This window comes from Pseudomonas sp. 05N431, assembly GCF_056397005.1.
The window spans coordinates 348,918-363,709 of the sequence record NZ_JBFTMN010000004.1 but is presented as its reverse complement, the minus strand read 5'-3'; the positions used below and the strand labels follow the sequence as shown (position 1 = coordinate 363,709).

15 protein-coding genes and 2 pseudogenes are annotated in these 14,792 nt (G+C 51.3%); 11 read left to right on the top strand and 6 right to left on the bottom strand.

Features of this window, described 5'->3' with window-relative positions; genetic code table 11:
* Window positions 1–73 precede the first annotated feature (73 nt).
* A complete protein-coding gene (locus AC1DIG_RS09315) occupies window positions 74–2,206 on the bottom strand; it encodes a DNA recombination protein RmuC (RefSeq protein WP_477767069.1) in 2,133 nt (710 codons plus the stop codon).
* Between the two features lie 175 nt (window positions 2,207–2,381).
* Between AC1DIG_RS09315 and AC1DIG_RS09310 the strand changes: the two genes are divergently transcribed.
* Window positions 2,382–2,576: a DUF7693 family protein gene (locus AC1DIG_RS09310; RefSeq protein WP_477767068.1), complete on the top strand. Its 195-nt coding sequence runs from the start codon at window positions 2,382–2,384 to the stop codon at window positions 2,574–2,576.
* A 176-nt stretch (window positions 2,577–2,752) separates the two neighbouring features.
* Here the strand turns inward: AC1DIG_RS09310 and AC1DIG_RS09305 are convergent, their stop codons facing one another.
* Window positions 2,753–3,097 (bottom strand): hypothetical protein, encoded by a 345-nt coding sequence (locus tag AC1DIG_RS09305; protein ID WP_477767067.1) that lies wholly within the window; start codon window positions 3,095–3,097, stop codon window positions 2,753–2,755.
* A gap of 112 nt (window positions 3,098–3,209) precedes the next feature.
* Between AC1DIG_RS09305 and AC1DIG_RS09300 the strand changes: the two genes are divergently transcribed.
* Genes AC1DIG_RS09300 through AC1DIG_RS09285 form a run of 4 tightly spaced genes read left to right on the top strand, consistent with a single transcriptional unit; the run spans window position 3,210 to window position 6,847 of the window.
* The gene (locus AC1DIG_RS09300) at window positions 3,210–4,775 is read left to right on the top strand and encodes a recombinase family protein (protein ID WP_477767066.1); all 1,566 of its coding nucleotides are present in this window, start codon (window positions 3,210–3,212) and stop codon (window positions 4,773–4,775) included.
* Entirely contained in the window at window positions 4,772–5,683 is a 912-nt protein-coding gene (locus AC1DIG_RS09295; protein ID WP_477767065.1) for a ParB/RepB/Spo0J family partition protein, read from the top strand. Before AC1DIG_RS09300 ends, AC1DIG_RS09295 begins: the two co-directional genes overlap by 4 nt.
* Window positions 5,683–6,588 carry a plasmid partitioning protein RepB C-terminal domain-containing protein gene (locus AC1DIG_RS09290; RefSeq protein ID WP_477767064.1) on the top strand — a complete coding sequence of 302 codons (906 nt, stop codon included), beginning with the start codon at window positions 5,683–5,685 and terminating at the stop codon, window positions 6,586–6,588. Before AC1DIG_RS09295 ends, AC1DIG_RS09290 begins: the two co-directional genes overlap by 1 nt.
* Window positions 6,589–6,637: 49 nt before the next feature.
* A complete protein-coding gene (locus tag AC1DIG_RS09285) occupies window positions 6,638–6,847 on the top strand; it encodes a hypothetical protein (RefSeq protein WP_477767063.1) in 210 nt (69 codons plus the stop codon).
* Between the two features lie 33 nt (window positions 6,848–6,880).
* Here AC1DIG_RS09285 and AC1DIG_RS09280 read toward each other — a convergent pair whose 3' ends face one another.
* Window positions 6,881–7,339: a metallophosphoesterase family protein gene (locus AC1DIG_RS09280; RefSeq protein WP_477767062.1), complete on the bottom strand. Its 459-nt coding sequence runs from the start codon at window positions 7,337–7,339 to the stop codon at window positions 6,881–6,883.
* Between the two features lie 361 nt (window positions 7,340–7,700).
* On the opposite strand from AC1DIG_RS09280, the gene AC1DIG_RS09275 reads away from it, so the two are divergent.
* Window positions 7,701–8,675: a ribonuclease Z gene (locus AC1DIG_RS09275; RefSeq protein ID WP_477767061.1), complete on the top strand. Its 975-nt coding sequence runs from the start codon at window positions 7,701–7,703 to the stop codon at window positions 8,673–8,675.
* A 317-nt stretch (window positions 8,676–8,992) separates the two neighbouring features.
* On the top strand, window positions 8,993–9,214 hold the full coding sequence (locus tag AC1DIG_RS09270) for a hypothetical protein (RefSeq protein ID WP_477767060.1): 222 nt from the start codon (window positions 8,993–8,995) through the stop codon (window positions 9,212–9,214).
* A 136-nt stretch (window positions 9,215–9,350) separates the two neighbouring features.
* Here AC1DIG_RS09270 and AC1DIG_RS09265 read toward each other — a convergent pair.
* The 3 genes and pseudogenes from AC1DIG_RS09265 to AC1DIG_RS09255 form a co-directional block, all read right to left on the bottom strand.
* Window positions 9,351–9,506 (bottom strand): annotated as a pseudogene (locus AC1DIG_RS09265) (LysE family translocator); the annotation flags it as partial.
* A gap of 6 nt (window positions 9,507–9,512) precedes the next feature.
* Entirely contained in the window at window positions 9,513–9,728 is a 216-nt protein-coding gene (locus tag AC1DIG_RS09260) for a hypothetical protein (protein WP_477767059.1), read from the bottom strand.
* A gap of 202 nt (window positions 9,729–9,930) precedes the next feature.
* Window positions 9,931–10,044 (bottom strand): annotated as a pseudogene (locus tag AC1DIG_RS09255) (ParA family protein); the annotation flags it as partial.
* Window positions 10,045–10,872: 828 nt separating this feature from the next.
* Between AC1DIG_RS09255 and AC1DIG_RS09250 the strand changes: the two are divergent.
* The 4 genes from AC1DIG_RS09250 to AC1DIG_RS09235 all read left to right on the top strand — a co-directional run bounded on the left by AC1DIG_RS09250 (window position 10,873) and on the right by AC1DIG_RS09235 (window position 14,790).
* Window positions 10,873–11,616, top strand: a complete 744-nt coding sequence (locus AC1DIG_RS09250; protein ID WP_477767058.1) for a haloacid dehalogenase type II — start codon at window positions 10,873–10,875, stop codon at window positions 11,614–11,616.
* Between the two features lie 51 nt (window positions 11,617–11,667).
* Window positions 11,668–12,579, top strand: coding sequence for a DMT family transporter (locus tag AC1DIG_RS09245; protein ID WP_477767296.1), 912 nt, complete (start codon window positions 11,668–11,670; stop codon window positions 12,577–12,579).
* Between the two features lie 117 nt (window positions 12,580–12,696).
* Complete coding sequence (locus tag AC1DIG_RS09240) at window positions 12,697–13,815, top strand: branched-chain amino acid ABC transporter substrate-binding protein (RefSeq protein ID WP_477767057.1); 1,119 nt, start codon at window positions 12,697–12,699, stop codon at window positions 13,813–13,815.
* Window positions 13,816–13,875: 60 nt separating this feature from the next.
* Entirely contained in the window at window positions 13,876–14,790 is a 915-nt protein-coding gene (locus AC1DIG_RS09235; RefSeq protein ID WP_477767056.1) for an ABC transporter permease subunit, read from the top strand.
* The last annotated feature ends 2 nt before the right edge of the window (window positions 14,791–14,792 follow it).

Sequence of the window (14,792 nt, the reverse complement as noted above, 5' to 3'; positions counted from 1 at the left end):
ATGAAAACCAGCTCGCCTTGGAGACGGCCACCATCGAATCTTCAAGCTGAATCATTCGCGTGTCTATCACCTCCTATTGGTGTGAACCATTAGGTCGGATGGAGTTAGATGAGGCTATCAATACCGTAGCTTCAACCTCTGCGAGTTCAGCGACGGCACTGCTTAGCTCTAAGTTTGCACGTTCGACCAGATCGGCCGGCAGCTCTTTCTGGACAGATACCCCCAAGTCTTTAAACTCAGCAGCTTGTTTGATCAGGTTCGCTTTTCCACTGTACAACTGACCGAAAGCCTTGTCGTAACTTTCACGAGCTCTGTTCAACTGGTTGCCCACCCCCTGCATGCTGGTCAGGAAGCCATTGAGTTTGTTGTAAAACTTCTCAGCTCGGTTGGCCAGCTCGGCGGTGTGCTTGTTCTGATCCTCGAACCGCCACAGCTGGCGGACGATGTTAAGACTGGTCAACAGGGTGGTGGGCGTGGCAACCAGCACGTTACGCTCGATAGCCCGCTGGAACAGGGTTTCGTCGTACTTAAGGGCTTCGACATAAGCGGATTCGATCGGAATAAACATTATCACCACCTCGGGTGAGTTCAGGCCAGGCAGCTTGAAATAATCTCGATCGGCCAACTCATTGACCCGGTCACTCACAGCCTTGGTATGGGCCGCCAACGCTCGACCTCGTTCCAAGTCGTTATCGGCGTTTACATACTGGGTGTAAGACATTAAAGACGTCTTGGCATCGATGATCAGATGCTGTTTTTGTGGCAGGTAGACGATCGCATCGGGACGTTGCCGACCCTCTTCAGTGGTGAAGCTGACTTCCCGTTTGTAGTCGATATCAAGTCGCAGGCCCGAGTTGTCCAGTACATTCTCCAGCATTAGCTCACCCCAGTTGCCCTGTACCTTCTTTTGGCCTTGCAGGGCGGTAGTCAGCTTGTCGGCCTGATCGGTGATCTCCTTGTTGAGTGTTTGTAGGTTCTTCAGCTCGGTTCTGAGCTCAATGCGCTGCTCCGCATCTTTAGCATGAATATCCTCTACCTTCGCCTTAAAGCCTTTCATTTCGGTATGGAGGGGATTGAGCAGGTTGGTGATGCTCTCCTGGTTCAACTCTTTAAACGCTTTGCCTTTACGCTCCAAAACCTCGTTGGCGAGTCGTTCGAACTCTTTGGTTAATTCCTCCCGATTCTCCTGCAGCAGCTTCAACTGCTCGTCAAAGTGTTGCTGCTTTTCAGCCAAGGAGGTTTTAAGCTGGCCATGGGTGTTATCCAGTTCCGCATATCTGTCTTGTGTGGTCTTCAATTCGATTTTGCACTGCTCCCACCACGTTTTGTAGTTGGTGAGTGCTTCTTGCTTCTCTTCCAGTTGCGTCTGCGCTTTCTTCAGTGTCTCGCGAATCTCAGCCAGTTGAGCAGCAGTGTGCTTTTGCGCTGCGTCGGTGGTCGCCAGCTTTTCATCCAGCTGCATGATGCGCTGATCTTTCTCTTCGATACGCTCCTTGGAGGTCGTACCGTTAATGACAAGTTGTTCTTTCAACTTGTTCGCCGATTCCTGTGCCGTAGCTCCGGCTTCGCGGGCCTGTTTTTCTGTATTACGCAGGGCCTCGAGTTCGGCTTTCTGGGCACCCCAATCACGTTCAAAACGCTCATGAACGACCTGTTTCTCTTCGAGCTGGGTCTGGGCTTTTTTCAGTGCCTCGCGACTTTCGGACAGCAGCTTCGCCGTGTTGGTTTGTTGCAGTTCTGCGGCGACCTGCTTTTTATCCAGATCTAAAATGCGCTGATCCTTCTCTTCGAGGCGTTCTTTGAAGACGGTACTGTTAGTGGCTAGCTGGTCTTGCAGCTTGTTGGCCGCTTCTTGTGCTTTCGAACTCGTCTCTCTGGCTGCTTGTTCGGATTGTCGCAAGCGATCTATTTCTGCTTGCTGGGCGACCATATCACCCTCAAGGCGGTCGATCCGTGCCTTACCGCTATCCCGTTCCGTTTCCAACCGTCCATAAGCAATATCCAGTGCCGCTTTCTCTCCAGACAGGGTGCCAAGTGTGGCCTGTTGTTCCGATAGCTCGGCCTGGACACGCGTCAAATCGGCCTGTGTCACTTCCAGATCAGTCTGTAGCTGCTGGTTATTGCGCTGGGCACGCCAACTGGCGATCGCCCAGGCCGCGATGAAGGTCACCAATGGTAATACGATGAGAATCACCAAATTTTCCACATCCATTCTCCTACGTCCAAGTTGTAATTATTGAAGGTGAATGAGGTCTCAGGTCTTTAGCGTAGCTGACCCCAAGGATAAAAAATGTCTTCTACAGGATGCTGAAGGACGTCGCGCTTGATACACGAATGACGAGTGCCTGCAATCAGTCCTGAAACGAATCTATAGCGGCCCCATGCCGGTAGAAATCAACGGCAAGATGCTCACGCTTTTCAATGATTGCGGCACCTTGGATTACTGCGAGGATTGCAGAGCGCCTGGTGGTCGCGTCGGGACTATTGAAGACTGGCAACGCTATGGCACAGATCCAGTCGAACTATTAAGTGGCTGGGAACAAGAGCAGCTCGAGCGTCTGCTGAACACGTTCTGACTCTGTGCGAACCATCAATAGCCGAGCGACAAGATCCCTTCAAATCCTCCTACTGCTACGCTGAGCGTGACACGCATCTCTGTAGATGTTGTGGTCAACAATGGGTATTGGTGAATGGATGAACACGCGAATGCGAAACTCTGTCTGCGATGCCATGAATGCTTGGCTGCAAAATATCAATCTCTAAGCGTTAGACACGAATCAATCCCCTCTATTGCCGTCTGAAGCTTCTGCCTAAGCAACGGGAGCTCTGATGCAGTCAACAAAAGCGGTCTCCCTGCCATGCCAAGGAATGCAGCCAAGGCAAGGTCGGAGTGCTTGACCAACGCCACCAGATGCTCACCTCGCGGGCCATTACTTCCGGCCAGCCAATTCTTCACTGTCCGCTCGTTCGCGTTCGTCCAACGCATCAGTGTTTTCGTCGCCTGATGCGTTTCACCAAGCTCCGTATGAAGGGCTCTAGCGATCTCAGCTGCATACTGTTTTTGAGCCAGAAAAGAATTGCCCGTTTTTGTGAACATTTTTCTCTCCCCGATCTTCTACCTTCTTTAAGTGCTTTTCCGAAAAACGCAGTGACTGATCACGGTTTTGATTTCGCCCTAGTGGCCGTGGGTCAGGTTGAGGATGTTGTCGATGCTTAGGCTCACTGGTGCGGGTGATACTCACAATGAATCAGGCACGACCTTGGCAGCCGCGTATGTCCGCATGTCCACTGAGCACCAGCAATACTCGACCGAGAATCAGCTCGACGTCATCCGCATTTATGCCGCCAACCACGAGTTTGAGATCGTCAAGGTCTACACGGATTTAGGGAAAAGTGGTCTTCGCCTGGAGGGCCGTGATGCACTGAAGCAACTGTTCTTCGACGTGGAAAGCGGTCGTGCTGACTACTCAACAGTTCTCGTCTATGACGTCAGCCGCTGGGGCCGCTTCCAGGATCCAGACGTCAGCGCCAGCTATGAAGTACGCTGCCGCCAAGCTGGTGTCTCCGTTCAATACTGTGCGGAGCAATTTACCAACGACGGGTCACCGGTTTCCAACATCGTTAAAAGCGTGAAGCGGATGATGGCTGGTGAGTACAGCCGGGAATTGTCAGTAAAAGTTTTTGCGGGGCAATCTCGACTCATTGAGCTGGGGTATCGCCAAGGAGGCCCGGCAGGCTTTGGACTGAGGCGGCAGTTGATCGACTGCACCGGTTCACCAAAAAACGAATTGAGACTCGGTGAACATAAAAGCATTCAAACAGACCGAGTGATCTTAGTGCCAGGCCCACCCGGCGAAGTCGAAATGGTGCTGCACATCTATCGATTGTTCGTTGAGGAAGGCAGGAGTGAGCGTGAAATTGCCGATTGGTTGAATGCTCAAGGCATACTCAATGATCGTGAAGGATTGTGGTCTCGGGGTACGGTACACCAGGTGTTGATCAACGAAAAATACGTTGGCAACAACGTCTGGAACCATAACTCATTCAAACTTAAGGAGACGCGAACCCAGAACCCTCCTGAAGAGTGGATTCGGGCAAATGGAGCCTTCTGCCCTATCGTCAGCACGATCCTGTTTCAAGCTGCCCAATCGATCATCCAAACGCGCTCGTACCGCATGCCTGATGACGAAATGTTGCACATATTGAAGGCTATCTATGAACGCAGAGGTTTCCTATCGGGGCTAGTGATAGATGAGGCCGAGGGGTGTCCTTCGAGTAGCGCTTACCAGCATCGGTTTGGAAGCTTGCTTCGCTGTTACTCACTCATTGGGTACACGCCTGCGCGCGATTACAATTACATCGAGGCCAACAAACGGCTTCGCCAGATGCACCCGATACTGCTTCAGCAAACGACCATGAAAATCGCAGAGGTGGGTGGCCAAGTCTTGGTCGACCCACTCACTGATCTCATGATGGTGAACCAGGAGTTATCCATCTCACTTGTCCTGTGTCGCTGTCAGGTATCAATGGCTGGCTACAAGCGCTGGAACATTCGTTTCGACCTAGGCCTGAATCCTGACATCACAGTCGCCGTACGAATGAAAGAGCTGGAAGAAGCCGCTCAGGACTACTACATCCTACCCACCATCGATATGCAATCTCCTCAGTTGCGCCTCGCTGAAAGCAATCAGGCCAGCCTCGAGATTTACCGGTTCGACACTCTGGATATCATTTCGGAACTGTCGCGCCGTGCCGATTATAGGAGGGTGGCATGACGGCAATTCAAACCCCTCACAGAGCTCTCATGCATGTCGCGGAAGAGTCGACGATTCGCCTCATCCCACTTGAAGATATCCGGGTGCTCAATCCACGGATGCGCAATAAGCAAGTCTTTGCCAAATTGGTTGAGAACATCTCGGCGTTAGGCCTTAAACGTCCAATCACGGTCGCCCCCTCAACTAGCGGTGCCGAAGCCTTCGAGATCGTTTGTGGCCAAGGCCGCTTTGAAGCGTTTCAAGCTCTAGGTGAGAAAAAAATCCCCTGCATCGTGGTGAGTGCAAGTGAGGCGGATCGATACCTGATCGGCTTGGTTGAGAACCTGGCCCGCAGGAAGCACTCGAATCGCGAGCTCTTGATAGCCATTCAGATCCTTTCAGAGCGCGGCTACACGTGTCAGCAGATAGCCAGCAAAACCTGTCTTGATGGGGGCTACATACAAGGAATTCTGGTTTTGCTCCGCCAAGGAGAGGAGCGACTTATTGCTGCGGTGGAGAAAGGATGGTTGTCCATAAAGCTGGCGATTGATATAGCTCGCTCTAAAGACAGCGACGTCCAGCAGGCCATGATCGATGCGTACGAAAGCGGGATACTCAAGGGCGAGCAGCTTATGAAAGTACGCCGCCTAATTGATAGGCGTAGAACTTTCGGTAAGCAATATGGACATCTGCCAGCGAGCACAGAGAAGACCACTCCCCAGAAGCTCCTCAATGCTTATCAGAAAGAGGTTCGACGTCAGAAAGTGATGATCAAGAAGTCGGACATCAACGAACAGCGTCTGCTGATCATCGTCACGGCAATGCGCAAACTGCTGACCGATGACTATTTCAGCACATTGCTTCGCAACGAAGAAATTCCGGACATGCCCAAACCCTTGGCCGACCGGATATTTGGGGAGACACCGTGATGTCAGAGGTCAAACAGGCATTCGAGCAACGCGTCATCGCGATCCCTCTGGAGCGAATCCTACCCTCGCGCAGGGTTGAGCAGTTGATGTCAGGGAGTAAAAAATACGCCAGCATTTTGAGCTCAATAAGGGAGCTGGGAGTCGTCGAGCCATTGGTGGTTCATCCCAAGCCGGTCATCGCAGATGGAATACCTTCGTACATGCTTTTGGATGGGCATCTCCGTCTAGAAGCGCTCAAGGCACTGGGTGCGATTGAAGCGCTATGCCTGATCTCTACGGATGACGAGGGCTTTACCTACAATCGGCAAATCAACCGACTGACGCCGATACAAGAACATAAGATGATCATATCCGCCCTGAAAAAGGGGATTGAAGCATCTCGCATTGCTAAGGTGCTTGGAATCAATGTGGATCGAGTCCACGAGAGGGAAAATCTGCTAAAGGGCATAGCCCCAGAGGTGGCCGAAATGCTCAAGGTTCGGATGGTCTCACAAGACGTCTTTCGATCCCTTCGACAGATGAAGCCAATTCGGCAGATCGAAACGGTTGAAATGATGATTTCGGCAAATTGCTTCACCAGAAACTACGCGCGAATGGTGTTGGCAGCTTCACGGCCAGAGATGTTGGTTGAACAAAAGAAAAAGTCACCCAGCGAGGTTAGTGCAGTGGACATCGCTCGCATGGAGCGGGAAATGGAGAATCTGCAGCACGACTACAAGCAAGTCGAGGACACCCTAGGTGAAACCATGCTGGTTTTGGTCGTAGCGAAAGGTTATCTCATGCGGCTTCTTCGTAATGAGGCCATTGCTGCCTATCTACAACACCACTATGCGGAACTGCTCGTGGAGCTGGTGTCGATAATGGAAGCAGTGACTTCAGATGCCCGGCAGCTAGAACGGGAATAACGACCAGGCATTAAAGGACTACTCTCTTCTTTTCCACGGAGGAATCGCGATGTCCAATGCAGACCTGCTCCCTTCCCTTCTCTTCAAAATCAATCAGAACCAACTGGCTCTCGAAGCCGCGATCATGGAGCTAACGCTCTGGGTCGAGCAGCGCGGATCAGCGGAGGTCGCCGGCAACGTTCGTGGTGCTTTGGACACAATCAGCAAGAACGAGGAGTTCATCAACATGACGCTTGCGGTGCTCATGGCACCCGAGTGAACTGGTCGACCTCCCCACTGCGGACGATGCGAGTCACTCCAGTAGATAAATCAACCGAGGCTCAATTGAAGTCACAGAGACCTCAAGCAGAGCCAGAGTCACCGGCAGCTTGAAGCGTCGTCGTCCCGCGCTGCCGGGATTGAGGTAAAGCTGCTCACCACGCCATTCGATTCGTGGCTTGTGGGAGTGTCCGGTGATTATCAGCTTTATACCTACATCGAGCTCGACTGGGACATCAGCAATGTCATGCGCCAACAGCGTCTGCCAACCGTTGACGTCGAAACGTAGAAGATCAGGGAGACTTTCTGCCCAAGCTTCGTCTTGATCATTGTTCCCGCGCACGACGTGCAGTGGAGCGATAGCTGCTAGTTGATCAAGAATCTCCGGGCCACCGATGTCGCCCGCGTGAATGATCTGATCACATCCCTCCAGGGCAGCAAGGGCTTCAGAGCGGAGCAAGCCGTGGGTATCGGAAATCACGCCAACTTTCATGCAATCTCCAGAATAGGCTCAGGAATCGAACCATAATGTAATGGGATAAAGGGAGAGTCTCTCCCGTCATCGTTCGCCCCGCTTGCCTAAGAGCGGCTGCATTTTATCCCACAACCCATCCTCTATGAGTTGAACAACCCGGTCGCCAAGCTCGCTGAACCGATAGAGATGAAAATCTACCGTAGCGTCCAGCTCTGCAGCCAAAAACAGTCATGCACGATCAGGAACCAAGCGAAGCTCATTAGAGCCAAACTCACATCGAGGGTGTCAAAAGGCATGCGGGAGGAAAAAATCATGATTTTTTTCAGAGCTTCGCAAGCTGACTGCTTTTCAGATCAACTGCCTGAATGAAGGATCGGTCATGGATCTCATGTTTCTTGGTACTTCATCAGCCGTTCCGAGCCGAAATCGAAACGTGAGCGGCATCGCCCTGATCGAATCCTTAGGCAGGGGTTGGTATCTGGTGGATTGCGGTGAAGCCACCCAGCACCAACTTCTACGCACCCCGTTGTCTTTACAACAGCTTCGCGGGTGCTTCATAACGCATGTACACGGTGATCATTGCTTCGGCTTACCCGGCCTGCTGGCCACTGCCGGGATGTCAGGGCGCCTCGAACCGCTCGACATAGTGTTGCCGGTTGCGCTACATGACTGGGTGCGCCTCAGCCTGAATGTCAGCAAGTCCTGCCTGCCCTTCGAGTTGCATTTGCATGCAACAGAAACTTTCAATGGCTGGCGAAACGGCAATGTTCAGGTCAACATCGTTACTCTCTCTCATCGCGTGCCTTGTTATGGTTTTGTATTTTCCGAATCAAATCCTAATCCGCGGCTGGATGTGCAACGTCTGGAAGCCGAGGGTATTCCTCGCGGCCCGCTTTGGGGTGAGTTGGCGCATGGACGTGAGGTTGAGCATGCCGGACGTCTATTTCGTGGGGAGCAATATTTACGTCCTGCGCGACCCGGTCAACGCATCATCATCTGTGGCGATAACGATACTCCCGAACTGCTAGCCGAGGTGGTTTCTGGTGCAGATGTGCTTGTGCACGAGGCAACCTTCACTCAGTCACTAATCGATCGTACTCGCGAGACTTATGGACATAGCAGTGCCGCCAGCGTGGCGCGCTTTGCCGAGTCGGCCCGCATTCCAAATCTGGTTCTTACCCACTTCAGTGCACGCTATCAATCCAATCCCGAGCGAAGCCCGTTCATTGGAGATATCCGCGAGGAAGCAGCGGCATATTTCACCGGTGAGTTAATCCTGGCGCGTGATCTAGAACGTTACCACCTTGACCGGGATGGGCGCCTGAAAATTGCCATTGGCCCTCAGTCGCAATAGTTCTTACTTTATCGGTTTCCGAATTCAGACTCAGTAAATATTGAACAAGCACGCCTAGCCGCGACATCCGCCGCAAAGAAGCGATCTCCTGCCCTGTCCTCATTGCCTGCGTTCCTGCCGATTATGAATTGACCCAAGGCATCCACCCAATTTGACACCTTCGCCATGTTGGCAGAAATTGATTGTGCGCCCCGCTCTACCTGCACCCGAGTGACTGCATCCGCAGCCCAGATTCTCGACAGGTCGATTTCATTTTTATTAATCGGCCAATTGCTCAGTCAATTACCGGGTGATGGTTTTTCGATAGGACTTAAAAATTGCCGACTCGCCCAGATAAAGACGCGCTTCGTACGATGCTCGAAGCTCAAATTCAAGAAAAGCTACAGCACGACCCTGATGCGGTAACTACTTATGCAGCGAAACCTGAGCCGGAACGGAAGCCATACACGAGCAAGCCATCAGTTCAGGACAAGGCGTTCATTAAGGCACTCGACCAGATGCGTGCGGATGCTGAAGCCGGTGTGAAACATAACCGGTGAGGGATTCGCGGGACGATGCTGGATCTAGCCTTGCGCTCGATGAATACCCTGGCTTGAAAGAGGCAGGTTCTGCATCAAATCAGTGGTGATGTTTTGGCGCCTGTGCTGCGGTAATCGGTACCGAGCCGCCCTCCTCTTATGCAGCCTGTCGACGCATGGTCAGGATGGCTGCTCCGAAGCAGATGAACGTCGACTCAACTACCCGGCTGACCCACCGGGATAGCTCGGGACAGGTCAACACGCCCTTGGCCCAAGAGACCAGTGCGACATACAGACTAAGAAACGTCACGGAGCCCAATCACGCGAGCTTTATGGCTCCGCCCTGGATATCGTCACGCGCCATTCGTAAGTCAATAGCGTCCTGGTTGAGTCGGTGAATCATGTTGAGCAACCGTTGGCGTAGCAATTCGTCTTGGAGCTGCTCTACAGCGCGCATCATATCGAGCGCCGCAACCTCATTGTTAGTGGCGACGGAGTCGAGCAGTTTGCGCATGCTTCTTGATGGTCGATTCATCTCCAACTCCCTGGATTCAGTGACGCGAATCATATGGCCAGAATGTTTCGTCAGTATTTCAGCTGCACGAACTGGCCTGAATCACCGGCTCCGGCTCATTTGACGCTAGCTGGAGGGACAACCGGAGGGGTCGATTACGCTTGTAGCACCCCGCCATTGATGAAGCTAAGCGGCTCGCTCGAGAGCATCCAGTAAACCAAAAAAACTCCCGAGAAAGCTTATGCCGAGGGGCCAAATGGATGATGGGTGATGACACTTCGTGAGATTCGCGCATCTTGACGGAGCTGCTTAGGTACACCGGCAGCACAGGTAAACCTTAGGCCAACAACTCATAAACGAGATTTTTATGAAGGTTGGTGTGCCCACGAGTCTCTCCAGCAGGTAGCACCTGGCAAGCCTGTTAATCCTTCCCGTGTCTTCGATTGCTTTCAATTACATCCACCCTGCGGCCCCTAGTCGCATAGGCCTTCTCATATTTACTCCCTTGCGTCAGCGGTCAAAGGAAGTTTCGAACCAGACCCGAGTGCGCAAATCGACGTACTGATCGCTTCGTAGGTGACCGCTGGGGTCAAAGGACGAAGAATCGAATCCACGGAACAAGCAAGGTTCTGCACGTCGAGAGGGAAAGAAGCTCTATTCATTCCTATTTTTTCTATGTGTCCCGCTCGTAAGCCAACTCCTATCATGAACCGCAATCACCTCAGAACTGAACTCTGCCCAATCATCTACGAACACCTTCGGAGCGGGAGATGCCAAACATGAGCCTAAAGGTGGCAAGGGTTATGAATTTTTTGCGCCGGGTCAGCGTTCGGGTAGGCATAAAGGGTCAGCAATCATTCGACCTAAAGGCGGAGGAGTTGTATACGCAGCGTTTGTGGAGTGTAGGCAGTCCTCATGCGCAGCTAGCCGTTCAGAGGTGCAGGCGGTAAATCGGGCGGAGGATTCTGCCCCCCACGGGAGTCAATGCCACAGGTACCGATTGCGCTCAACGCAGTCCATTCGCATGGATGGAGTCTAGGATGTCATCTGGCTGAAAGGGTATGCTCGGGCGGGGAAGTTTCTTTGTTTGATGCGGCATCTGCTTCAGGATGAAAATTGTGCCAGAGACTTCTGTCTTACCGCCCATAAATGTAAGAGATTGAGCATGAAACTGACAGATTTTGAAGTTCTAAGCTTTGACAGCTATGGCACGTTGATTGATTGGGAAACTGGGATATTCAATGCCCTGAGACCGCTAGTGATCCGCTCAGGAAAAAAACTTACTCGCGATCAAGTCCTTGAAGTTTTTGGCCGTCACGAGTCACCGCAGCAAAAAACCACACCAACGGCGTTGTATTCAGACATTCTACGTAAAGTGTATGACCGTATAGCAAAAGAATGGAAGATAGACATCAATGAGCAGGAGCGTGAGGAGTTTGGTACTTCAGTAAAGAATTGGCCACCTTTCCCAGACTCCATCGAGGCGTTAAATTACTTCAAGCAATATTATAAGCTTGCAATTTTGTCGAACATTGATCGCGGCGAATTTGAGTTTAGCAAGGAAAAGCTTGGTATCGAGTTTGACCTTGTCGTTACCGCTCAGGATGTTGGATCGTATAAACCCGACCCGAGGAATTTCGCTTATTTGATGGATGCCTTGGAAAAAATGGGTTTCGAAAAAAGCTCAATTTTACACGTAGCGGAAAGCTTGTATCACGATCATGTTCCGGCCAATGCCGCTGGATTGGCAAGTTCATGGATCCACCGTCGTCATGGTAAAGAAGGCTTTGGCGCTATCCATGTCCCCGCGACAGAGGCCACGTATAACTTTCGCTTTATCAGCTTGGCCAAAATGGTGGAGAGCCATAAAAAATTAGTATCTGAGAATACCGAGAGCCCCAATGTTTAATGCGTAGCTTTTAGATTCTATTAATTGCCTTTTGAAAGTTTAGTGAATGATATGTCGAGTAGCAGAAAGTCTTCGTTTTACCTGTTGGCGGCATTAGGTGCAATTTTGATTTGGAGTACGCTTGCGGTCAGCGTCACCTTCTGTAATGAGGTGAATCCGATGTTCATCACCGGAGCGGCGCTAACAGTTGGCGGTATCATTGGATTGCCCTGGATCCGTCTCTGGAAAATGCCCACGCAGTTATTTGTGGTGGGAACGGCCTGCATGCTCGGCTATCACGTCATTTACTTTTATGCGTTGCAATTAGCGGATCCGATCGGTGTAAGTCTTATCCACTATCTGTGGCCTATCCTGATTGTTTTAATAGGGCCAGTCTTTGTAAAAAATGGAAAAATTTCCTTGCGTTGCCTACTTGCTGGAATGGCAGGGTTTATTGGCGCGCTAATCAGTTGTAAACCCGAACAGTTGTACGATCTGAACAGCCTAACAGGCTATGGACTTGCGTTTGTTTCTGCCGTGGTCTGGGCGGCATACTCTTTGACTTCAAAGAGATACTCGAAAGTTAAAAGCGCCTCAGTTGGCTTGTTTTGCATTATTTCTGGGTTAGTCTGCTTGATAATGTATCGGAGCAGTGCTCCTTGGCCAACATTGACGGGCAATGAAAGCCTGGCATTGCTATATATGGGTGTAGGCCCCATGGGAGGTGCGTTTTACCTATGGGACTTCGCGATGAAAAAAGCTGATCATCAAACGGTCGCTATTTTAAGTTATGCAACTCCAGTGCTATCTACTGCCTTTCTAGCCCTATATCTAGGGCAAGGTATGGAAATGCCTATATGGATAGGCGCTTTCATGGTTGCCATATCGATGGCTATGGCGGCGGGAGGAACCCCTGCCACTAAAAATAAAAAGAAGATATCCCTGTTTTTTTGGGAGCGCTCCAAAGGATCGAGCTTCTTATAACTGCCGACTAAAAAGTCGATAATTTTTTCAAGTAACACCAAAATGGAAAATCACTTCCACGGAGTAGGTGCGCCTGAAACTATTAGCTTATTACATTAATAACAATGGAGCAGTCATATGAAAACGCAGAAAAATTTTAGGTTTCGCTCATGCTGCATGTTGGCAGTTGCTTTGGCTTCGACAGCGGCTGTCGCCGACATAAAAATTGGTGTCGCGGGCCCGCATACCGGGCCGAATGCGGCATTCGGCGAACAAATGTGGCGAGGTGCGACACAAGCAGCGGTAGACATTAACGGTGCTGGCGGCATTAATGGAGAGAAAGTTGTATTGGTTAAAGGCGATGATGCCTGCGAGCCGAAACAAGCGGTTTCAGCAGCCAAACAACTGGTGACTGCAGAGGGAGTTGTTGGCGTGATTGGCCACTACTGTTCATCATCAACCATCCCGGCTTCCAAAGTTTATGATGAAGCTCAAATCCTCGCCATCACGCCAGCTTCCTCCGCACCGGCATTAACCGAATCGGGATTATCCACAATGTTCCGTATGTGTGGACGCGATGATCAGCAAGGCGAAGTAGCTGCCCGTTACATCGTAGATACACTGAAATCGAAAAAGGTCGCTGTCATCCACGATAAAGACACATATGGGCAAGGGCTTGCCGATATGACCAAGACTAAACTCAAGGCGTCGGGCGTTGATGTTGTGCTCTATGAAGGTCTTACCCGGGGGGAGAAAGATTTCAGCTCTCTTGTCACTAAACTACGGCAGGTCAACCCAGAAGTTGTCTATTTCGGCGGTTGCCATCCGGAAGCCGGCCCCCTGGTACGTCAGCTCCGCGAGCAGGGAGTGAATGCCAAATTTATTTCTGGAGATTGCGTCGTGACTGACCAACTCGTAGTCACGGCAGGTGGCCCTCAATATACAAAAGATTTGCTGATGACTTTCTACGCGGATCCGCGTGATTCAGCTGCGGGCAAAGATGTAGTTACTAAAATGCGTGCCGCTGGTTTCGAGCCAGAAGGTTATACGCTGTTTTCGTATGCCTCGATGCAAGCGCTTGCGGCAGCATTCACAGGCGCTGGAACCACTGATGGAGACAAGGCTAGCCAGTGGCTGAGATCTCATCCCGTGAATACGATCCTCGGATCCAAGAGCTGGGACAGCAAAGGCGATCTCAAGGATTCCCCGTACGTGATGTACCAGTGGGATGCCAACGGTCACTACCGACAGTTGTAATTCCCTTCGCGTCCGAAGCCCGTGTCTCATGCGGGCTCATCCTTGTTCGGAGAATTGATCGTGGATGTTTTCTTCCTTCAGCAAATAATAAATGGTCTGACCCTTGGCTCGGTCTATGGACTGATAGCCATTGGTTACACCATGGTTTACGGCATCATCGGGATGATCAATTTCGCCCATGGCGATGTGTATATGATCTCCGCCTATTTGGCCGCTATTGGTTTGGCTGTTTTATCGTACTTCGGCGTTGAGTCCTTTCCCTTCCTGATACTCGGGACACTGGCATTCACCATTGTTGTAACAGGAGTCTATGGCTTTGTTATCGAACGCGTGGCCTATAAGCCCCTGCGTAACTCGACACGTCTGGCGCCGCTTATCAGCGCCATCGGCATTTCTCTGATCCTGCAAAACTACGCACAAATTGCGCAGGGCCCCAACCAGCAAGGGATTCCAACATTGCTTGCAGGTGGTGTGCACCTAGATATCGGTTCTGATTTTGTCCAGATCACCTATACCAAGATATTCATTCTGGTTGCTGCATTTGTGGGCATGGCGGCGCTGACCTACATCATCAAATTCACCAAGCTCGGGCGCATGTGTCGGGCGACCCAGCAAGACCGAAAAATGGCTTCAATCCTCGGAATCAACACGGATAGGGTGATTTCCTATGTGTTTGTTATCGGCGCAGCTATGGCAGCTTTAGCCGGCGTGCTGATCACGGTTAACTTTGGCACTTTCGACTTCTATGCCGGCTTCATCATTGGTATCAAAGCTTTCACTGCTGCCGTCTTGGGAGGTATCGGATCTCTACCAGGGGCTATGCTCGGTGGCGTCATTCTAGGGGTTTCAGAGTCGCTGTTCGCCGGACTGGTTAACTCCGACTACAAGGACGTCTTTAGCTTCGCATTGCTAGTACTGATCCTAATTTTCCGTCCCCAAGGCCTGCTGGGTCGTCCACTTGTGGCGAAGGTATAACT